Below are 22116 nucleotides of genomic sequence, written 5' to 3'. Positions count from 1 at the left end.
ATTGTTCCCTCCAGTTTTTATTAGGTTATAAGACTCAATACGTGAGTCCTACATTCTATTTACTGTTCCTCACTCCCTCCTAATTGGTAATGATTATTAAATATTATTATATCACAATAATCCAAATATAATCAATCTTTAGTTCGCTTTAAATTACTGACAAATTGGAAACCTTAAAGTAGTATTTCCCTTTAATTAATGTTTAGTCAAACATCAAAGTGCCTTTGTGAATTTATTACTCTGAGGGAGATCTAAAGTCAAAAAGTCCAATGGGTTAATCCCATTGGACTTTTTTATAAACCTTTATTAGACCATCTATTTTTATTTAGCCCCCAGCTGCTCCCTAACTTCAATATAGTATCGATCATGAAGCCCTCTGAATAATTCGTCCCGTTCTTTGTTAAATTCCTTATCCTTACCTTGGACTTTTTCTCGATATCTGAAGTTTTCAGACCATGTTACATCTTCTAAACTTTTGCCTCTGTAGATATCTGTCATAGTAATTATATCTTTGTGTACTTCAGCGATAAAGTCTAATAACATTTCCTTTTCCTCTATGTCATCAGTTATATCATACTGTCTAACTAGACTATATACAAAATCGTATAACCATCCAAAATCCTTAAGACCCAACTCATCAGCCTTTCTAATCTTGTTACCAAACGAAACAAGATTCCAGTAATCTAAATCCACACTACTTCTTCGAGTATCAACTTCGTATACAAAACCCTTTGCCTCTATGGAAACTTCAGCAATATAAGCTCCTATACTCCTCTCTTCTTCTACTTTATACTTTCTATTTTGATAGTAAGAGTCCATAAGCAAAAATGCTAGGCTTAAGGCTACCATAAGGGTAATGACCCATGTGATCATTAGTTTATCGAGGGTAAAAATTTTATTCTGCTTCATGTAGCTGGTAACCCCCTATCATTTTAAAGTAAGCATATACGCCATCATTTTCTCTAACATCCACTTCTTCAATGACTATTCTATAATCCATGTTCACAATATCTATCCATCTAGGCTCTTTGGATAACTCACCCACGCCTGTAAAAAAGTTAATTCCCGGCTTTATTTCCCCATCTAATTCTATAATTTCCTCAACTCTTTTAATACCTGTTTTTTCGTTATAAAAAACATTGAGAGTGTTCCCTTTGATTTCAGGTTCGTAAGTCTTAAAGAACGATGCATAGTAAAATGATGTGGGATTATCATAGTCCATAGAGATTGCGGTAGCTTCCCAGTGAGAACTACCAAAGGGCATGGCATTATGAAAAGACCCACTTATCTGCTTCCACCTTAGGCCACCTAATGTGTTTTCCAAAATAGCCACACCATATTCTAGTCCGTTAGCCCAATATGCCCCATAAACATTATCTTCTATAAGCTCAATATGGTCGATCTCTAAACCCAAAGCCCCTTCCGGTGAAAGGTGAAAGTTCCTAGATAAGTTTAGACCACCAACGGGAGTAAGCAGGAAAATTAGAACAATTAAAATAGCTATAAGCTTTTTGGGTATTCTTTCTAGGATTCTATCTATATTATAGGCCAAATCCAGTATTATCTTAGCTGCAACAGTCATAAAAAATAAGGCCAGTCGTTGCTCAGGACTAGTTTCAAAAATAAAGCTAAAAGGTAACATCACCATTAATGCAAACAAAGAAGAAGTCAGTATATACCCCAATAATCTATCTTTTTGTAGTTTTTCCACCACTTCCCTAGCCCTACTATCTATCTCTTTCATAAAGCGCACACCCCTTTTTTTTAAAGTATTCCTTTACAGCTGATCGACTAACCTAAATATAATAAGCTCCTGCAACTTGAATATAGTCTCCCCATCACCTGTATAAGAAATAGTTCTAGGGTTAAGTCTTTTTACTCCAGGTATTAAAGAAGCAGTGTCGGCCATGTTAGAATCTTTAAAGTCTATTTCCATGGTTATTGGCTCCTGAAGTTTTAATGGCTTTTTGGAGTCCTTTTTAATTAGGCCCCTTTTAACCCCTTCATATATCATTTCCCGTGCCTTTGTTGGGTGTACAGATAAAGCAGAGAAACGTGATAAACCTTTTTTCACCACAACTGTTTCAAACTTATTCACTTTATCACCTCTTAATTTTTAAAGATTTAATCTATAAAATACTATCAATTTTAACAATACTAATCATATGTATATATTCAACCGTAACATCATACTTTCCTGCTAAAAGTTCACTGCCCCTACTATCTTTTTGTCTCTAAATTATTCTTTTGCATTCTCTTTTTACTATTTCATTTTAATCTAACATATCCTTTAAATTCCATGTATTATTATACTCTTCTAGCTAATAAGTTCTCATATGTATAGTTCTATAGATTCTACTATTTTTGAATGAAAAAACCTCCCATATCAAATTGATGATATGGGAGGTTTCTAAGTCTTTAGTTCTTTAATTAGGATACATTTTATCTATGAATATATAAACTTCTCTATGGCTTTTTTCATACTATTTGCCAGTTCTGCTAAAGCCTCACTGGCCCCTGCGATCTCTGTCATGGAGGCAGTTTGCTCCTCCACAGAAGCTGAAACCTCTTGGGTTCCTGCTGCGTTTTGTTGCGATATAGCAGCGAGACTGCCAATGATATTCATAACCTCATTTTTAGTTTCTTTCATTCGCTCACTTGATACGTTTAGGTCTTCTATAACTTTTTTCATGTTTTCCATGGCATGGGATATACCTTCAAACTTATAGTTCGTACTCTGTAAGCTTTGATTTTGCAGCTCCACAGTTTCTTCAACCCTAGCCATATTTTTTACAGCGTATTGGGTTTTTTCAGTTAAGTCACTTATTATTTGAGAAATTTCCCCTGTAAAACTATTGGACTGCTCCGCAAGCTTCCTTATCTCATCGGCTACAACGGCAAAACCTTTTCCAGCTTCACCGGCTCTAGCTGCTTCTATGGCAGCATTTAAAGCAAGTAAGTTAGTTTGATTTGAGATATTTTGAATCATTTCACTGGCTTTTGCTATACTTTCAGCACTGTTATTTGTATCTATAATAACATCTCTAACTTCACCAATAGACACACTATTGCTATTGGTTTTTTCCGTAAGATCAGCAAGTGTGACAAAACCTTCATCTTTAAGGATATTAACTTCATCTGCACTTTTATTTAGTTGTGTAATCAGTAATTGCTCATTTTCTAGGGCTAACCCTAGCTCCTCTGTATAGCTAACACCCTTTTCCGTCTCTCGAGCCTGTTCATTTGCAGCGTTTGCAATCTCTTCAATTGTCCTAGCTACTTCATCGGCAGCTAAAGTGTTTTGTTCAGTGGTAATGGTCAATTGTTTTGATGATTTTGCTACGTTTTCTGAATTATTATCTATATCCATTATCAATGTTCTAAAGTTTAGTATCATAGCATTGAATCCCTTGGCTAAAATGCCTATCTCATCTTTTGAGTTATGTCTTGCCTCAACAGTCAAGTCCCCTTGTCCTGCCTTTTGCATAGCACCAACAAGCTTAGTCAGTGGCCTTGATACTTGTACGTTCACTATTATAAAAATTACCGGAATCATAATCAGTATAGATACTACAAGTGCTAAAATAGTTATCCAAGCTAGGGTGGATAATGGTCCGTTGATTTCCTGTAAATCAATGGTTAGAACAACTATGTTGTCATCTACTTTGTCGAAGAATGCTAAGTATTCGTTACCATTTTCCCGGTAAGTTATTTCTCCACTACCGGTCCTTATAATCTCCTGGCCCCATTGGAAATCAGAAATATTCTCACCTTCCTGGGTTGAGTCTTTGTGGGCATGTACTTCACCTTCACCATTGATAACATAAGCATAACCCTCTTCACCAACCCTTATGTTCTCAATTAAATCCCTTATATCCATCTGGGCAATCATATCTTCGATGGCTTCAGGCCTTACACCAATTTGAATAACACCAGGCCTATCCAATCGCGAAACACCTATGTACTGAAACAGCACACCATCGGTTCCCCTTTCCGTTGGCTCTTGGGCTAATCTAAAATTATCATCTGTAATCCCCTGCAAAAAAGGTTTAGTTTGTTCAGATGTATTAAAATCAAATCCATAGAATTCTGTAATATTTCCGTGAGTTATTATACCATTTTCATCAATGACATGGATTTCATCTACCCCAAGGCTTTCCGCTAAGGAGGTCATGTTTTCAGTGCTTAATAGAGAGCGATTATTTAAAATAAGCTCTGCAATGGACTGTGTAAGGGATAAATTACTTTCATTTAGTGATGTTGTGGTTATTTCTATGGCTCTCTGACCAGAAATAACAGACTGAACTGTATTATTTAGTACATTTTCCATTTCATCGTGGAACATATCTGTAATACGGTTCTTTGTTTGGGTGTAGTTAAAAATTCCGATTACTCCAATAGTAATGGTTAATAATAGCAAAATCGGTATGAGTAACTTATCTCTTAACTTCATAAAATCATCCTCCTTGTAATTTTGTAGAATAGTATTAAAATATTTAGCCGTTCTTAATATGAAGTATTCTACTTTTTTTGACATTTTCCTCTTTTTTTCGACATCATTTCCTATAAATACACAATTAAACCCCACTAAAGTGAGTTCTTCCCTCACTTTAGTGGGGTAATGATTAAAAAAAAATTCTAGGTGACTTTAAAATATACTTGAACTACCCTATCAAGGTCGCTGCATCTGTCTTACCCTCTAGGATTATATTAGCTGGATAGGACAGTTGCATGGTGTGAATAACCATGTGTTTATGGGGCGGAGGTACCTTCTTCTTGGGGCTCATTTGATTCAATGATACTCATGTCGTATAGATATATGTATATATCATCAAGGACGAAAAAATTTTTAATATCTACGTAATTGTGGCTGTATACATACATTATGGGCCTTGTTAGTTCATCGGCAACCCTTACCAGATCTTCGAAAGTTTTTACTCTAAATGTGATTCTATGATTGTTTATCACTTCTGTTTGTAATGCTACCAGGCGTTCTTGATGCTCTTTGAATACTTTTTCTATCTTTCTCTCATATCTTCCCTTGGGTTTTGCATTTGCTGTGAAAACCATTGTGTAAACCACTACTGCTACAAGTATCACTATAATGACTATCTGTAGTATTCTTGCTGAACTGCTGGGTATAGATTCCATGGTGCCCATAAGGCTCTTTTCTTCCGCTATTTCGTTTTTCAAAATCTCAAATTGATTATCTCCAAAGGGGATTACCAAGCTTGGGGCTAATTTTTCCTCAACCATTCCATGCTCTGTTTCTGCAGCTAGGTTTATGTTCATGTTTACAGTGAGCCTACTTGCTAGTCTTACCCTTGTGTATGTTGCCACCTCCTCGGCAAAGTCTATGTATTTGTCTAGGGTTAAGGGGATGTTTTCAGTAATAACTAAGTAGCCATCAACTGTGTTGAAATCTGTGCTAGGTTTAATAATAAATTCCTCTTTCCATACGGTTTTTGGTCCATCTCCTTGGTTGTTAATCCCCTCTAACACTGCCACAATCTCATACACTCCTGAGATATTTGCACTGCTTTCACCATTGAATTCATAGGTAAAATCTGTATCGATGTGTTCCACAAATTCTGTTAGGTATACTTCAGTCTCCCCTAAGTGCCTTTCACTGAATAGGGAGTTGGGTTTTAGTGAGACTTGGTAAGATATATTTGCAATATTACTGTAGTTATATAGGGCAGCCTTCTCATTCTCCTCGTTCCTTTGCACAAATATATTTATCAGTACTCCACAGATTATCACTATACTGAATATAATAACGCCTAACCTTACATTTTTACTTATCTTCTTTTTCATACCCTCACTCCTAGCATTATTTATCCTCTTCTAAGATATTATGGGAGTTGCGAAAATATGAATAAAATAATAAAGAACTTAGCTCCTGAGGGAGTTAAGTTCTTTGCAGTTTTTAATTCTGTGGGAAATATTGTCTCCAGTTAGCTTTAATTTTAAAGGATACATTTTCCTCTTGTGTGCTATTGCCAGCTGCAAGTGGCATGCTTAATCTTACTTCAAATACCCTAGAATCTCCTGGCTCAATTTCTACTCCAGCAAATTGATTATCTAGGGCAAGTTTTAAAGCAAGGCGACCAGCTCCTAAAAATCCTTCGGTTAGTGGAATGTTGTTAGCTAAAATAACTGCGTTCAAGCTGGAAGAGGTTGAAATTTGTTGAACGTCAAAGCTTTGTAAAACTGCTTTCACTGTACCTGTATTCTTTACTGTGACGTATGCAGTTGCATGGGAGCCTGGATACATATCTTTAATTAAAATATTGGCAGTATCTTTAGCTGAGTTAACATTACTTCCATTATCTTTAACATACTGCGAGCTTGGTTGTACATGTACATTTTCAACAATTACTTCAAATTTACCTGTTTCAACTGTACCATTAATGTTGATACTATCAGTCCACCAGGCATAACCGGCACCGATTAGGGACAAGGCTACTATTAGTGCCAAGGCAATAAATTTCGTTTTTTTCATTTACATCTCTCCTCTAAGTATAGTAAAGGTCTCATGACCTTTCTGATTTAATTATATGCTTTTTGATTAGTCCTTAAGTCCTACCTTAGAGTGATTTTTTCTACTACTTTAGGAGTAGAGTTCACAGATGAAAATTAAGTATTCATTGGGTCAATTAAAATTCTACTTCGTCTAGTGGGATATCTTTTTGTTGTTTTAATAAAAGTGTAGGCCATCCCACTTTAGGAATTACCTTTACTATTCTTCCTCTTACTTGTTCTGGTTTGACTGGTTCTCTGTCTGATATTGAGTTATTGTCTCCCTTTGTTTTGAAATTTACTACGCCATCTACCACATTAATTTCTTCAATGCGGTGAGTTATAAGTATGCCTCCTTGTTTGAACTGGATCACATCCCCTACAGTTAAGGCTTCTAAACCTTCCATATCAGTAATTTTCTCAACTATTATAATATCCCCTGGATCAATCATGGGTTGCATGCTCCCCGTTGCTATAACAGATGGATATAAGGGGAATACACCCACTGCAAACCAAATTATTGTTATACAAAATAAACTTGTTATCATCCAACTAAGGATACTTTCTTTTTTTCCATGTACTTTGATTTTTTTTATTTCCACTGCGTATAGATGTTGAAACGCCAGAAGTGAAAAAATAGGTGTAAGTATACCCACAGCTGCTGTAATAATCCAACGAAGGTTGGGTAGTATGGGAGAGAACCAGTGGAAGGCCTGAAGTATACCCAAATAAATAATACTTGCAATAGGTCCCCCAAAATAAGCTAGATAACTAGCCAAGATGCTATTGGCAAATTCAGGCCCTAGGTGCTGGGCGATGAATTGGACAGTTTGTTCTATATTTGATAGGGATAAAAGTCTAGCAAAAGGGATTGTTGCCACAGTCAAACCCAGGGAAATCAAAATTATCCGTAGGGTATTTTCCTTTTTCCCCATGGAGGTGTTGATTAAGTATCCACGTATGATTTCTCTGGCCAACAGTGGAGGAGCAACAATCCATGAATTTGACACAATGCCAAGGATGGTGTGACTGTAGGGACTACTACCAAATCCGTCTACTAGTCCTGCCAAAATAAGCATGGCCACATGGATTATCGCCAGTATAATTGCCCATGTCTTCACTAGGGTTTTGTGTTTTCTTTTTGCTGCTGGGCCCTTGCAAGGAAGTTTCCAGATTGCCATTGCTAACAGTAGCCAGAATATAGGCATGGTTAGAGGATTTAATTTGATCACAGGGGAGCTTTCAAGGAAATATATGCTCATAAATATAAGTATTAGCGCTATCTGTAGCAACTTATTATCGTTTAGACTTAATAGGTTTTTCATTGTTACTCCCCCTTGGTCATTTGTCTAGAATTACTTAGTCATTATCTTCTTTGTCTTCATCAACCTCATTTGTTTCGATTTCTCCATCTTCATTTTTTTCCCTTTCATCTTCAGCTTTTTTACTTTTTGTCTCTATATTTTCTTCAGTATTTTCCTTAACTATTTTGTCAGGGTTATCACTTAGGCCTTCCTCGGTGTTTGGATTTTCTCCCTGTTGATTGTCCTTTTGGTTACGTTTTTCAAAATCTGTTTCTATTATAATTTTTTCAACCCATTGCCCCTGTTTATACTCTATTTCTATTTTTTCAGTTGTACTTAATATATTTCTTTTTAATACAATTGAGTTACTAGGATTAACTGTAGTGCTGTCTATAACAAATGGAATCTGCCCTATATTTAACACTTTGAATTCCAACACTGCATTGAAGTTCTTATTAACCTCACCTGACAGCCTAATGGTGTTTCCATTAACACTTATATTGATATTATTTACCCCACCACTTGATTCGTTTCTAATAAACTCTATACTGCCACTGTCAATACCTAACTTAATCTCACCTAGGGTAATTGTACCATTTACCAGGGTACTGCTATTCCAATAAGCGTATGATGTGCCCATAAGTCCTAAGAATAGTATGGAGCAAAGGAGCATTACTTTTTTGGGATTTATCCAGCTTTTTCTTCTCACTACCTTCTATCTCCTTTCTTATAAGTGTTACGTTGTATCTATGTTATTTATATACAGGGCTGCTTCAGTTCTATGGGAAAGATTCAGCTTTCCCAGTATATTACTCACATGTTTTTTCACTGTAAATTCTGATATCAAGAGTTTACTGGCGATTTCTATATTACTTAGACCTCTTCCAATTTCCACCAGCACATCTCTTTCCCTAGCAGTAAGCTGGCTTATGTCATTTTCCTTTTTCTTAAAATTACAGTTGACCAGTTCTGAATCATAAAAAGGTTTTCCCCGTGCCACCACCCTGATAGCATATATTATATCTTCCACTAATGCATCTTTTAGTAGGTAGCCCTCAACTCCCAGTTCCCTTGCCTTCGTGAAGTCTGACATCTTACCTGATGAGGTTAACACAACAAATTTAGAACTAATCTTTAGTCTTTGAGCCTCTTTTACGATTTCTAAACCGTATTCTTTACCTAGATTTAAGTCTATTAGTGTCATATCTATGTCATTATGTGATAATAACTTAATTGCCCCTGAGACATTGGAGGCTTCGTAAATGTTTTCTATGTTTGTTACATGGGCTAGTGATGAGGATAATCCCAAACGTGCTAGGGGATGGTCGTCTACTACTAGGATATTCATACAGCTTCCTCCTTGATTGAAACTACTCTGTTGGGGATTTTTATTTCTATTGTGGTACCAACACCTATTGCGCTGTGCAGGTTGATGGTTCCACCTAAAACTTCAGTTAAGTTAGTAATGTTTTTTAAACCCAGCCCAACCCTATTACTTGTTTTGAGTTCTCTTACATCAAATCCTACACCGTTATCTGATATTTTAAGGGAAACTAATTCTCTTTCCATGTTAAGTAGAATCTTTAGCTGATCTCCTTCACTATGACGTACAGCGTTAGCTAAACTTTCATTTATAATCCTATATATGGCGGACTTCTTAGCCACAGTAAGGTATTCATGGTTACCTTGTAAGCTACACTCTACGGAAATATTGCTGTGATTTCTGATTTCCTTGATAAGGGTCTTTATATCATCTTTGAATGCATTGCCTCCGTATTTATTCCAACTTAAACCGTAGACGGTGGCCCGTAATTCCTTCATGGAAGTGTTTATGGTGTTTTTTATTGTAGCTAGTTGTTCCTTTAGGTTATATGTGGATTCCTTATCCAATGCCTTCATAACACAGTAGATACCACAGGATGCATTAAAAAGCCGTTGCAAAATACCGTCATGGATTTCGTTAGCTATACGGTTTTGTTCTTCATTTATAAGGAAATCATTGTTCATCTGTTGCAGTTGAATCTTATCTAGCATTATAGCAGTTAGTCTTCCTAGTAAGTCTAGTTGTTCCAGCTGGTTTTCTGATGTTTTTTGTTTTTCAATTCCCATAACTGCAAAGGTATTATAGTTAGTTTTTATAAGGGTTATTAAGTAATTCTTATTATCTATTTCTATATTTACAGTATCGCTATTAAAGGTAGTAGCAGCCATTTTTTTAATTTTACTTTTTAATCCAGAAACTGCTTCGCCTTTAATACCTATGGATTCAAAGATTTCTTGTTGTCCACTGTTTGTCACCAATATAAAGGAATTTTCCTTAGTGATTTTTTCAGTATACTCTACGATGATTTTTAGGAGGCTGCTTAGTTCCTTTTGTTCCATGATAAAATGAACCACTTGGTACAGTTCCATGGAGTAGTCAAGGTTATCTTTGATCCTCTGGTTTGCACGATGCAAGTCTTTATTGAGTTCAGTGATTTTTGCTCTCTCCATATCGATATTCTCAGAGTTTCTCCTAAGTAGTTGGATTATGGCAGTAATTAATATATAGCTTAGTATAAGATTCTTTTCCCTTGCTATTAAATCTAAAAGCTGTTGATTATTTTCTATGAAATAATGGACTACTATGGTGGAACATATCAGATAGAAACTCAAGTTAATCCAGCTATATCGACTATTTAAGTAAAATGCTGCAATTAAAATTGTATTTAGGGAGTACCAAACATAGGGGCTGTTTATTCCCCCTGAAGGGATCAAGACTAGGGAGTTTCCTATGGTCTCTATTAGAATCAAAAATATTATTTTTCTTTGTGAGTTTTGAGATTTATAATAAAGATAGCTAAGTAATAAAGAAGATATACTAATACATAAAACAATAAAAACCTTCCGCGAAATAGTGTGTTCTGGTGTCAGTAAAAGGTAAAACCCTGAGGTGACTATTAGTGATACATACCTATAGACTAGTATTATTTTCAACTTCCCAAGTTTGCTCCCCCCTAGTTCTAGTTTTAAATCTATAGCACTGATTTACATAAACTAAATACTTTCTTCCCGTTGGGGTTATTCAATGTTTAGGGATTTCAAAATAGAGCTCGACAAAGTTTAATTATTCTTTGTGAGCTCCTTTTTCTAGTCTAAGGTCTAGAACTATTTATCCCAGCAAATAGTAGGCTTAGGTCTTCTACTTCAGGCAATTGATAATCCTGCATTAGTTTTCCTAAAGCTTTTTCCCTCATTTGGCTAGCTAACACCGAATATGTTATATCAATGGATTTGTTTTGGTATTCATTACCTGCTGCAGTGTCAAAAACTAGTGTAAAGGATAGCTCATATACATCTGACTTTGTTAGACCTGCAAGATCCCATCCTCTTTGTATACCATTTACTTGATTTTCATCGCTATTCCATTCCGCTAGAGAAATGATACCATCTTTTTGTCCATTCACGCTCCCATCGGCCCCTTGCAACTGTTGGGATAATATTTTCCCGTCTTTAATTAACCAATGTTCTACTATATTTTCATCTCCTTGAATATTCTTCATTGCTACCTTTAGATCCCAGAAAATAAAAACCTCTGCTAACTCTGTATCTCCACTGAACTCAAAGTTAGACAGAAATAATAGATCTGTGTTGCCCCTATTAAATATCTCTATTTTAGTCATGCCTGGCACATTATTCTCCCCAACAGTTATTATATCCCCGGGTTGCACTAGGGGTTGCAGCATGAGAGTAGTACTCTCTGCTGAATTATGTTTGAGTCCTATACTTAATCTGCCTGCTGTTGCTTCATTGGTGTTTTTAAGTGATATAGAATTATATCTGTTTTTGCAACAGCAACATAGAATAAGGACAATAATAATAACCAGCAGGACTATGATACTAGTCAGAGTAATTCTTTCAACTTTCCTCTTCTTTTCCGGACTATCGCCCATAAAGACACTCCTCTCCACATAATAATTCCTTTTATTAATTATTCTGCAGAGTTGTAAAACATGCCAAAAAACTCCCTTTAACCTAAAAAATCAAAGGGAGTTTCTACTATTGATCCTCATCTGCTGTGATTTTGGGCTTAATTTCAAAGGTATCTACCAAGTACTGTTACAAATGGCTAAACAGAGAAGAAAACCAATGACAGTTCAACAAGATTTTAATACCGCTGATTGTCGCTGCATACGAGGAAAAAGAAAGAGCTACATCCCACACCTCCCCTTCCTTCTAACCCCATTCATATGCAATTTTCTACTATGTAGAATTACAGTTCCAATATGTTGTGATATAATTTAGACATCTTATATTTATAGGGGGCTAGCCATGAAACTTCAATTGGCAACTAACACAGAAGTATTTACGAAGTTATATAGGATAGGAATACCAGTAATGATACAAAACTTCATCAGTGCATCACTAAATTTTATAGATATATTTATGATTGGAAGTCTAGGCACTATACCTATAGCTTCTGTCAGTATAGCCAATCAGATCTTTCTAATCTTTACATACTTTATCACTGGATCCCAAGGGGGATGTTTTGTGTATACAGCACAGTACCATGGTAAGGGGGACAAAAAAAGCATAGCTGAAATTATGTCATTTTCTTGGCTTCTATTGCTTCTATTCGGTGGAATTTTTACCATGGGAGGACTATTTTTCTCCAACCATTTAATAGGTGTCTTTAATACAAATGCAGGAGTCGTTGATTTAGGTTCTAAGTATTTAGGGATTGTAGCAATCTCCTATATACCCACTGCTATCACCTTCGCCTACTCTGGTATGTTAAGGGCCATAGGAGATACCAAGTATCCCATGTATATAGCCATATTCTCCATGTTGTTAAACACGTTGCTCAACTATTTACTGATATTTGGCAACCTTGGTCTCCCAACCCTGGGAGTAGTAGGGGCTGCCATAGCCACACTGATTGCAAGGATTTTTCAATGTCTGGTAATAATCACCTATGTCTATAAAAAAACAGATGTCCTAAATATATCCGTGGGCAAACTACTTACCAATGCCAATAGAACGATCAACAACAGTATAATAAAAACAGGTATTCCTATCTTTATCACTGAAGTTGTATGGGTTATATGTATTTCCGTTTATCTAAAAATCTATGGTATTGTTTCTGTAGATGCCTTATCAGCAACTCAAATAGCGGCCACAATGGCTAGTGTATTTCATATCATCGCCCAAAGTGTAGCATATGCCACCGCCACCATTGTGGGAAATGCTTTGGGTGAAGGTGATGTGGAAAAGGGAAAGACCAATGCCCACCACTTGTTTGTAGTGGCCCTTAGTATAGGAATAGTATGCAGTGTTCTTCTCTCTGTAATAGGCCCCATGGCAGGAGGATTTTTCAATATAACCGATAGCGCAAAGGAAAGTTTGAACATAATAATTAGAATCAATGCCCTTATGCTCATTTTTAGAGCCATGACAACAGTTAATATAATGGGCATCCTAAGGGCTGGGGGAGATACAAAATTCAGTATGTATGTAGATACACTACCCCTATGCCTCATAGGAATTCCCGCCGCATATATTGCTGCAAAGCTCGGCTACGGCATAACCATAGTAATGATTGTAGTGGCTACTGAAGAAATAATCCGAAGCACACTATGTACCATGAGACTTGTCAGCGGAAAATGGGTAAATGTTTTGGTGGAAGGCTAGCACAGTATATCAAAGCCCTCACTAGGTCTCTGACCTAGTGAGGGCTTATTAGTGTATCTCAAAATTTAATAACTACCACCACTACCCAATCAAAGTCGCTGCATCTGTCTTACCCTCTAAGATTATATTAGCTGGATAAGAAAATTGCATGGTGTGAATAACCCAAGTATTGTTTTCCTTTAGAAGCACAGCGTCAAATCTAATGGACCATATGTTATTTTCTCCCTTAGATGCTTCGTTCAACATAGTGATAACATTCCTGTTGATTCTAAGAAGCTTTTCCTTAGAAGGTAGTAGATCTGATTCAAGAATCTCTTTAGATTTTTCTATTTCCATACGGATTGCGTCTTTGCGGGTAATAGTAACATTGGCTTCCCCTTGTGTAATCACCCATGCAGTATCACCGCACACTGATACAATGGCCTCTTCTACACCTATTTTCAACTCATCCCACTGGGTCTTGTAGTTTTGCACTGATTGGATTACTTGGTCATGGCCATTGTACTTATCAGTATCTGTCCCTAGCACCCTAATATCTTGTTCTTTTGAGAAATACTTATCAACTAGTTGCTCAGAGGTTAGTTCCTTGCTTAGGAATTCATTTGAGAAGTTATTTAATACGCCCCTAACCTCACCTGATTGTTCTACATCTTTAGTGCTGTTATATTCCCTTAGCTTGCCAAATCCATGTTGATGGGATCTATCATAGAAGTTATCGTCCCAAATTCTTTCATCAGGATATCTTAAAGTAGTGGGAAAGGAGAATTGCAGCTGAGTAAATTTCCATCCATCTTCTTCTTTTATAGCTAATCCCGAAAGCCTAATTTCCCATCTATATTTTTTCCCTTGTCCTGTTAGAAGATGGGTTAGCTCCCACGCTATAGTAGTAAGCCTGGTTTCGTCAGAAATCTCTCCAAGCCAGCATCTCTCTTCATATAAATATTCCTTAGCGTAGTTTACAAAATTATCGTATGTTTTATCAGAAAGACTAAAGTCTTTCTCCACACTTCCTAGGGTGCTAAACCACGCTATGTCCCCCTTAGTTGTTAGTTCTAAATTTTCCCTATCTATGATCACATTGCCCCAATACTTCCAGTCATTTTCAATTAACATCTTACTGTCCTCATAACCTAAGCACCATTCCCCACAGCTAGTACCAAGGATAATCATTTCATCACTTTTAACAAATAGTTTCTCTGTATACTCGTCGATATCTTCCACTGCTCTTTTTGTATATCCCTCTTGCATTATCTCCAGCAACTTAGCTATAGCCATTTTATCATTGTTAATATCTTTCATAATATATCTCTCCCTTTTTTGAGTTATTTAATTATTTGCTCCCTTACCGGTCAGGCTTTTGGGCAAGCTTATGGATAAGTATAGTTTTTAGCTATTAAAAAAGGCTACAAGAAGAAGCCTTCTTACAGCCAAAGTTTTATTTAATCTTAATTTGTACTAAGTTAAAATAAATTTTAGGTGGAACAGACTAAATTCTCTACTTACTATAAAGAAGCATACCAAAATAAGCCTTCAAGGCATGGCCTAACACTTCTTCAATATTCACTTTAGTGAATTAGCAAATAGTAATTATCATCTTCCCGCCCCTTTCTAATTGAGATTATGTATAATTTTATACCACATTTTTCTAGTTAGCAATACGTTTAACTTAAGCTTAATCTTTTATTAATATATATACATAACCTATCTGCAACTTTACTCTTATCCTCATCTAAGTGTATAAACAATATGCTATTATGCTACCTTTGTTGACTGTTCTTCATCTTGTAAGTTAAGTATCCATTGCATAATTCAATAATCAAGTATGGAAACCCATCTTAAAAAATAGCCCTTAAGAGAGATACAGACTGAGAAAGCTAGCGTCTACTCAGTCTGTTATCTTAACACTATTAACAAAAAGTTAATAATCTACCCCTACAACTAAAAGATAGCAAGGTATATAATGTATTTACCTTAGTAATTTTTTAAAATTGATTAAAACTTTGAAATAGGAGGATTTGAATATTGGAAAAATGCGTTATAGAAACCACACAACTGACTAAACAATTCGGCAAAACAACAGTTGTAAACAATCTCAGTATATGTATAAACGAAGGGGATATATTTGGCTTTTTAGGCCCAAACGGTGCTGGTAAAACAACAACCATCAGAATGCTTGTAGGCCTTATTGCGCCTACATCAGGCAGTGCCAAAATATTAGGTAAGGACATCCAAGCAGATTTCGTAAACGCCATACAAGATGTTGGAGCTATAGTAGAAAATCCTGAGCTTTACCCTTTCTATACTGGTAGACAAAACCTAATCCATTTTGCTAAATTATCAGGTGATGTGGATAAAGAAAGAATTGAAGAAGTTATCAAACTAGTACGATTGGAAAACAGAATCGATACAAAAGTAAAAACATACTCCCTGGGTATGAGACAAAGGCTAGGATTAGCCCAAGCCCTTTTAAATAAACCAAAGGTTTTAATTCTTGATGAACCCACCAATGGCTTAGACCCCCAAGGGATGAAAGAAATCCGCCAGATCATTGGCCACCTAGCGGACACAGAAAAAATAACCATATTTATATCAAGTCATTTATTACATGAAATTGAACAACTGTGCAACAAAGTTGCCATAGTCTCAAATGGCAAGCTTATTGTACAGGGTGATGTAAAATCTTTACTAACTAAGGAATACCAAGAAGTTACCATAGAGGTTAGTGATAGTGATAAAGCTAAACATATACTTAAAGCCTTACCGTATATACAAGATGTAGTTGTTGATGAAAACAAGATAACTGTAAAATACAGCGGTGATTCAGTGGCACAGATAAACAAAGCCTTAGTACTGGCAGATGTTGATGTAACACATTTAGCAGCTAGTAATGGAAACCTAGAAGACTACTTCCTAGAACTAACTGGAGGTGAGGTAATTGCCTAAATTCACAACACTAGTAGGCTTAGAACTCTCTAAAATGTTTCACAAAAAAAGAATTGTTTTTGGCATAGGCTTCATGATATTGATCTTCACAATCATGGCGTATGGCTCAAGTAGAACTTATGACAATCACTGGGAAAGTCAATGGCATGAAGAAAACCTTCGACATAATATAGAATATCTCGAAAATCAGATAAATGACCCTAACTTACCTAAAGAGGTAAAAGAAGACTTGCAAAAAGAAGTAGATTTTATGAAATATGAACTAGAAGTGGGTTTTGAAAAAGCAAGGGAAGTTAGGTTAAATAGAGAATTAGAAGAAGCTAAAGAAAGCCTAGCAAATCCTGATACCCCCAGCGAGAACATTCCTTTTCTGCAAAAAAGGATAGAGGTTATAGAAGCACAACTAGAGCATGGGGACAGTTCACATCAAGTACAAAAACTACATTACGAAGAAAGACTAGAGTCAGTAACCTTAGAACTAACTAAGGATAACTCTCCAGAGGAACTATCTAAGCTGAAATCACAAGAGAAAGAGTTAAAGTTAAAAATAGCAGCAACTCAGCCAGATAATCAGTTCAATAGTTTCTTTCTCCTGACCATGTTCTTTAGCACAGTTGGAAGTCTCCTTTTACCCCTTGTTATAGTTTTAGTAGCATCAGAAACTATCTCAGGTGAGTACAGCTTAGGTACAATTAAACTTTTGCTTATAAAACCTTTCACCCGAGTTAAACTATACCTTTCTAAATACACGGCCTTAATGATATACGGTCTCTTTGTTTTTGCAGTTGTTAGCATTATAGGCTATATAATAGGTGGATTTTTCGTAGGATTTGGTGGGGCAAACCTAACACGGGTAGTTGGTATGGAATTTACCGGCAACAACATGAGCGGCTGGTTTCATGACTACTCTGGTGCATTCTTAGTAACAAACTTCCAATATATACTTATAATGTTAGGATTGTTCCTAGTGTTACTGACAGCGATAGTTGCTTTTAGTATGCTGATATCGGTATTCACTAAAAGTGCTACAATAAGCTTAGTAGCCACCATGGGGTTAGTAATTTTCGGCAACATCTTAAGTGCTTTAATGAGAAACTTCAGTGCATCTAAATACCTACTGACAACCCATATTAATATCCTAAACTACCTTGAAGGTGGCTTAGTGGTACCAGGTATAACACTGACGTTTTCAGTGGTAGTAATCTTAGTTTACACAGCCATATGCCTTGTAGCAGGTGTCTACAGCTTTAAAAGAAAAGATATAGTATAAAAAATAAAGTAGTCAACTTAGCTTAAAAAACTAAGGTGACTACTTTTTTTCCCAGTTGCTGTCTTTTACATATCCTAAATCCCTAAACAGAGTAATTACCCTTTATATATTCCACCCATTGGCCTTGCAGCTGTTCCTTAGTAGCTCCAAATACTCCTGCAAAATCAGTCGGTTCCTTTATAAATTCTATCAAATTATCATAACCAAACTGCGAAACAATGAATTCAACCATGGTATAGGAAAACTGATACCCGTTTCCATTAAAGAATGTCTGAAAATCATTACCTGTATCTAAATCATCAAAAGTTGGAATCTCTGAAGTATCAATTCCATGCTTGACAGTTTTCCGTATCCAGTTTTCACTATTATCCTTTGCTTCAAAAGAGGCGATACCTTCATTTAGCCAGCGAGGTGTATCAGCATTGATTTTATCAATTATTTTATGTACGAATTCGTGGACCGCAGTGTTTACAACATTATCAAACTGAGAACCTGGTGGAGGATTTAAAGGAGATGCTATGAGAATCTTACCTGCCCCTATACCTCCCCTTATCCAGTCTGGCCCATTGGGGAATCCCAGGGCTGTAAGAAGTTCTTTATGTTCAGAGTAAACTTCTACTATCAACTTTTCCTCAAGCTTTTCTTTAAAGACACTGGTAATTCTGTTATAACTACTTTCTAAAACCTCGAATACTTCATCGATACATTCCTTATCATGGTCAGTAAAACGCAAAGTAAAATGATCTGTTTCCCTTGATAAATTAAGTGTATATGTCATCTAGTTCTCTCCTTAATATAATTATTAAATGGCATTCGTCCTTGCCCCGCAAAATCTATATAGTTACCATCTACACTGTATATTCAATAAAAAGCACAAAAATCCTGCTTAATGAAACATCCCCATTGAAATGACAGATGTCACTTCATGGGGATGTAATATTATAAAGTTTTTAAATAGGTTCTGTAGTCTCTCTTCCCTGAGACTATTTAAACAAACTTTTGTATATATCTTTCAATCTGGTCAGGCTTAAAGGTAGGTGCGTAACGTCCTACTACTTTACCTTCTTTATCAACCAAAAATTTAGTAAAGTTCCATTTTACATTGGGGCCAAATATACCTGCCTTTTCTTTCTTTAAGTAAGTATATAAGCCTTCTTCATTATCTCCGTTTACATCTATTTTAGCAAAAGTCTTAAAAGTAGTATTGTATTTTAAAGTACAAAACTCAGCTATTTCCTCATTGGATCCAGGAGCTTGATTGCCAAATTGGTTGCAAGGAAAGTCAAGGACTTCAAATCCTTCATCATTATATTTACTATATAGATTTTGTAATCCTTCATACTGAGGAGTAAAGCCACAACTAGTAGCCGTATTGACTATCAACAAAACTTTCCCTTTGTATTGCTCTAAGGATACTACTTTACCATCTTTGTCCTTGACTTCATAATTATAAATGCTCATAATTTGCCCTCCCTAAAATTAAATTGTTTACAATTTAATTTTACCCCATCCAACTTATCATGTCAAACATTTTTTCACTACAGCATAAAATAAGGACGGATGGATTCCGTCCTGTAGTAAATTAGGTATATCCTCTTTACAGATATAAATAAATCCCATAGCTGTCCAGGCGCATCCTTAGGATATCATAATCCTAATAGAGCCCCTTGATTGCTAATGCCCTTTTACCGAATAAATGCTGATTTTCTATTTGATAAAGCGTCTTTTAACCATCTCGGATTCATTTTCAATAAGTCTTGGGGTAAATTATCATGTTCAAAGAACCTTATATCTAATGACTCCTTTGAATTACACTTAAGTTCTCCGCCTGTAACTTCAGCAAGAAAACAAGTTGTTATAAAGTGTGTCACTTTGCCATTGGGATATTCAAATACCTGTGAATTAGGGTCAGAGTATACACCTATTATTTTTTTTATACTTATATCCAAATTGGTTTCTTCTTTCACTTCCCTAATAGCTGCCTGAGAAACTGTTTCGCCTATTTCCACATGCCCTGAAGGGATACCCCAAAGTCCTACATCAGACCTTTTTTGTAGTAATACTTGCTTTTGATTGTTAAAAATAACAACTGCTACACCAGCTTTTAAATCATTAATATTTTTCATTAGAAAACCTCCTGAAATTATATAAAAAATCCAAAAGAAGGGCTTTAACGTGGATAGTTACGCACCTTCTTATATTATGCACGATTGCCAACCCCATCATATAACTCCCCCTTTGTGATACATAGTAAAGTAGTACTATATGTATAATTCAATAACAAATAAGGAAATCCTGCTGGGAAAAACATCCCCATGAGTGACTCTAGATAACTTCATGGGGATGTAATGTATACTGACTAACGTCCTCCCCTTACACTATAACAGTTGCTATAACACAAATGACACAGGGGCAAAAACTATTGTAGTATAGCGTTAAAAATGCATGACAACCTATTGTAATAATATTAAACACATTATATAATATCAGTAAATACTTATCTAGATAAAAAAATTGTTACCCTTATACATCTTAAAGAGTCAGTGGGATGGATTTATAACTGACGAAAATATTGATGTGAGTGAATTTGTTCAGGAAAAATTATACTCCTTAAAACGTATAATTCTTTTTTTACTAAGTTATGTGAAAAATAGCACAATATAAATAATTTTCTAACATCGGAGGGAGTATTATGACACAAAAAAGAAAAGATGTTTTGGTAGTGGGTTTTGCTTTGTTTGCCATGTTTTTTGGTGCAGGTAATTTGATTTTCCCCCCGGCATTAGGCCAAGGGGCAGGGGTACAGTTAGTTCCAGCGGTCCTTGGGTTTTTATTAACAGGAGTTGGGCTACCACTTTTAGGAATTATTGCAGTTTCAAAATCTGGCGGCGGTCTAGAAAGCTTAGCTTCTAAGACTAATAAAAAGTTTGGGAAATTTTTAACCTGTGCTGCGATTTTAACCCTAGGGCCATTAGTTGCTATACCGAGAACAAGTGCCACTACTTATGAAATGGCCATTGTTCCTTTTTTCCCTAATTTTAATCCTATTCTCTTTTCAGCCATATATTTTATTATTGTGTTGGTATTTGTATTAAGGCCTTCTTCCTTAATTGATAATATTGGAAAGGTCCTTACACCGATTCTTCTTTTAACCATGATTACCATTATTACAAAGGGTGTCTTTCAGCCCCAAGGAATGCTTACAACTACTGGGATAAATAGTCCTTTTTCAAATGGATTTTCAGAGGGCTACCAAACCATGGATGCCATGGTAGCCACTATTTTAGGAGGAATTATTTTAGGGGCCATTCGAGCCAAGGGATATACAAAAACCAAGGAAATCTCAGAAATTACTGTACAAGCTGGACTTATAGCAGCAGTAGGATTAACCATCATATATGGGGGGCTAGCTTATTTAGGAGCCACCGCTGGCGATTTGCCCATGGACATATCACGATCTGCATTAATTATCCAAATCACCAATAATCTTCTTGGGACCTTAGGTCAAGGTTTACTGGGGGTTGCTGTGGGAATTGCCTGCTTGACTACAGCCATTGGAATAACTGCCACCGCTGGAGAATTCTTTAGTAAGTCTTCTAGTGGAAAGTTAAGTTATAAAGCAGCTGCTATCACTACTGCCCTGGTAAGCATGGGAATATCCAACTTGGGAGTAGATAGAATCATCAGTTTAGCAGAACCAATTTTACTCATTCTTTACCCTATTATTATTGTACTAGTAGCCTTAACCTTTCTAGATAAGTATGTAAAAAGTGCAGCAGTATATAAAAGTGCTGTGTATTGCACCTTAGGGATTAGCGTACTTGATGTCATAGGAAGCTTTATCATCCCAATACCTATTATAACTCCAATAATTCAGGGACTTCCCTTGACTACTCAAGGTCTGGGATGGATTTTACCAGCAATCCTCACCGGTATGACCTTCTATGCAAGGGATCAATATATCAATCACACCAGAAAGAAAGTGGAATATATTCCAAACTAAAAACCGCCCAAAGGGAGTTGAATCTCCCTTTGGGCGGTTTTCTATGGTCCAGACATTTGTACAAATTTCTTTACCAAAGGTTGTCTTGCGATATATCAAAGAATCAGTATAATCACCATCTATTTCCTTCTTCCCTATGTCCCGGTTTACATCTATCAAATATCGACTGTAATTGGCAGATACAGTGGTAATATTTAGTTCGTTAAGAAAACTAAATAGCTCGTTTAAAAACCAGTCATTGTTTGTAAGTAGAACTTCATCCCTCATAACAGATCTCATCTCGGAAGTTATACTAGAAGACCCATGTGGAATACTTGCTATTATATTTGAGGGTTTAGTACTTTTTGCTACATTCACAGCCTTCAATTTTATCCCCCTAAACGCTTTTTCTTAGCTTATCTACC

At 36.0% G+C, this 22116-nt stretch carries 20 protein-coding genes; 4 read left to right on the top strand and 16 right to left on the bottom strand.

Annotation, left to right across the window (positions count from 1 at the left end):
- Positions 1-321: 321 nt before the first annotated feature.
- From HYG86_RS14900 to HYG86_RS14850, 11 genes are all read right to left on the bottom strand, one after another.
- Complete coding sequence (locus tag HYG86_RS14900; protein WP_213166364.1) at positions 322-909, bottom strand: hypothetical protein; 588 nt, start codon at positions 907-909, stop codon at positions 322-324.
- Positions 896-1744: a hypothetical protein gene (locus HYG86_RS14895; RefSeq protein WP_213166363.1), complete on the bottom strand. Its 849-nt coding sequence runs from the start codon at positions 1742-1744 to the stop codon at positions 896-898. Before HYG86_RS14895 ends, HYG86_RS14900 begins: the two co-directional genes overlap by 14 nt.
- A gap of 33 nt (positions 1745-1777) precedes the next feature.
- Positions 1778-2098, bottom strand: a complete 321-nt coding sequence (locus HYG86_RS14890; protein WP_213166362.1) for a M55 family metallopeptidase — start codon at positions 2096-2098, stop codon at positions 1778-1780.
- 348 nt (positions 2099-2446) lie between these two features.
- Positions 2447-4453, bottom strand: a complete 2007-nt coding sequence (locus HYG86_RS14885; protein WP_213166361.1) for a methyl-accepting chemotaxis protein — start codon at positions 4451-4453, stop codon at positions 2447-2449.
- 299 nt (positions 4454-4752) lie between these two features.
- Complete coding sequence (locus HYG86_RS14880; protein WP_213166360.1) at positions 4753-5817, bottom strand: DUF5305 family protein; 1065 nt, start codon at positions 5815-5817, stop codon at positions 4753-4755.
- A 112-nt stretch (positions 5818-5929) separates the two neighbouring features.
- Positions 5930-6505 (bottom strand): SipW-dependent-type signal peptide-containing protein, encoded by a 576-nt coding sequence (locus tag HYG86_RS14875; protein ID WP_213166359.1) that lies wholly within the window; start codon positions 6503-6505, stop codon positions 5930-5932.
- A 154-nt stretch (positions 6506-6659) separates the two neighbouring features.
- Complete coding sequence (locus tag HYG86_RS14870; protein WP_213166358.1) at positions 6660-7847, bottom strand: signal peptidase I; 1188 nt, start codon at positions 7845-7847, stop codon at positions 6660-6662.
- A gap of 34 nt (positions 7848-7881) precedes the next feature.
- Entirely contained in the window at positions 7882-8535 is a 654-nt protein-coding gene (locus HYG86_RS14865) for a hypothetical protein (protein WP_213166357.1), read from the bottom strand.
- A 27-nt stretch (positions 8536-8562) separates the two neighbouring features.
- Positions 8563-9174: a response regulator gene (locus HYG86_RS14860; protein WP_213166356.1), complete on the bottom strand. Its 612-nt coding sequence runs from the start codon at positions 9172-9174 to the stop codon at positions 8563-8565.
- Positions 9171-10619 (bottom strand): sensor histidine kinase, encoded by a 1449-nt coding sequence (locus HYG86_RS14855; protein WP_213166355.1) that lies wholly within the window; start codon positions 10617-10619, stop codon positions 9171-9173. Before HYG86_RS14855 ends, HYG86_RS14860 begins: the two co-directional genes overlap by 4 nt.
- 341 nt (positions 10620-10960) lie before the next feature.
- Positions 10961-11758, bottom strand: coding sequence for a hypothetical protein (locus HYG86_RS14850; RefSeq protein WP_213166354.1), 798 nt, complete (start codon positions 11756-11758; stop codon positions 10961-10963).
- Between the two features lie 379 nt (positions 11759-12137).
- On the opposite strand from HYG86_RS14850, the gene HYG86_RS14845 reads away from it, so the two are divergent.
- Positions 12138-13496 (top strand): MATE family efflux transporter, encoded by a 1359-nt coding sequence (locus tag HYG86_RS14845; protein ID WP_213166353.1) that lies wholly within the window; start codon positions 12138-12140, stop codon positions 13494-13496.
- 81 nt (positions 13497-13577) lie between these two features.
- On the opposite strand, the gene HYG86_RS14840 is transcribed toward HYG86_RS14845, so the two are convergent.
- Complete coding sequence (locus tag HYG86_RS14840; protein ID WP_213166352.1) at positions 13578-14795, bottom strand: nuclear transport factor 2 family protein; 1218 nt, start codon at positions 14793-14795, stop codon at positions 13578-13580.
- 723 nt (positions 14796-15518) lie between these two features.
- On the opposite strand from HYG86_RS14840, the gene HYG86_RS14835 reads away from it, so the two are divergent.
- Positions 15519-16439 carry an ABC transporter ATP-binding protein gene (locus HYG86_RS14835; RefSeq protein ID WP_213166351.1) on the top strand — a complete coding sequence of 307 codons (921 nt, stop codon included), beginning with the start codon at positions 15519-15521 and terminating at the stop codon, positions 16437-16439.
- Positions 16432-17709 (top strand): ABC transporter permease, encoded by a 1278-nt coding sequence (locus HYG86_RS14830; RefSeq protein ID WP_213166350.1) that lies wholly within the window; start codon positions 16432-16434, stop codon positions 17707-17709. The genes HYG86_RS14835 and HYG86_RS14830 overlap by 8 nt, the downstream gene beginning before the upstream one ends.
- Positions 17710-17791: 82 nt before the next feature.
- On the opposite strand, the gene HYG86_RS14825 is transcribed toward HYG86_RS14830, so the two are convergent.
- From HYG86_RS14825 to HYG86_RS14815, 3 genes are all read right to left on the bottom strand, one after another.
- A complete protein-coding gene (locus HYG86_RS14825; RefSeq protein ID WP_246451811.1) occupies positions 17792-18487 on the bottom strand; it encodes a gluzincin family metallopeptidase in 696 nt (231 codons plus the stop codon).
- 209 nt (positions 18488-18696) lie between these two features.
- Positions 18697-19170 (bottom strand): glutathione peroxidase, encoded by a 474-nt coding sequence (locus HYG86_RS14820; RefSeq protein WP_213166349.1) that lies wholly within the window; start codon positions 19168-19170, stop codon positions 18697-18699.
- A 224-nt stretch (positions 19171-19394) separates the two neighbouring features.
- Positions 19395-19835, bottom strand: a complete 441-nt coding sequence (locus tag HYG86_RS14815; RefSeq protein WP_213166348.1) for an NUDIX domain-containing protein — start codon at positions 19833-19835, stop codon at positions 19395-19397.
- A 566-nt stretch (positions 19836-20401) separates the two neighbouring features.
- Between HYG86_RS14815 and brnQ the strand changes: the two genes are divergently transcribed.
- Positions 20402-21712: a branched-chain amino acid transport system II carrier protein gene (brnQ, locus tag HYG86_RS14810; protein ID WP_213166347.1), complete on the top strand. Its 1311-nt coding sequence runs from the start codon at positions 20402-20404 to the stop codon at positions 21710-21712.
- Here brnQ and HYG86_RS14805 read toward each other — a convergent pair.
- Positions 21623-22069: an N-formylglutamate amidohydrolase gene (locus HYG86_RS14805; protein ID WP_246451972.1), complete on the bottom strand. Its 447-nt coding sequence runs from the start codon at positions 22067-22069 to the stop codon at positions 21623-21625. The genes brnQ and HYG86_RS14805 overlap by 90 nt on opposite strands.
- Positions 22070-22116: the final 47 nt, after the last annotated feature.

Origin of the sequence: Alkalicella caledoniensis (assembly GCF_014467015.1) — a bacterium.
GTDB lineage: Bacteria > Bacillota > Proteinivoracia > Proteinivoracales > Proteinivoracaceae > Alkalicella > Alkalicella caledoniensis.
The sequence above is the reverse complement of the archived record's forward strand: the minus strand, read 5'-3'. Positions and strand labels throughout refer to the sequence as shown.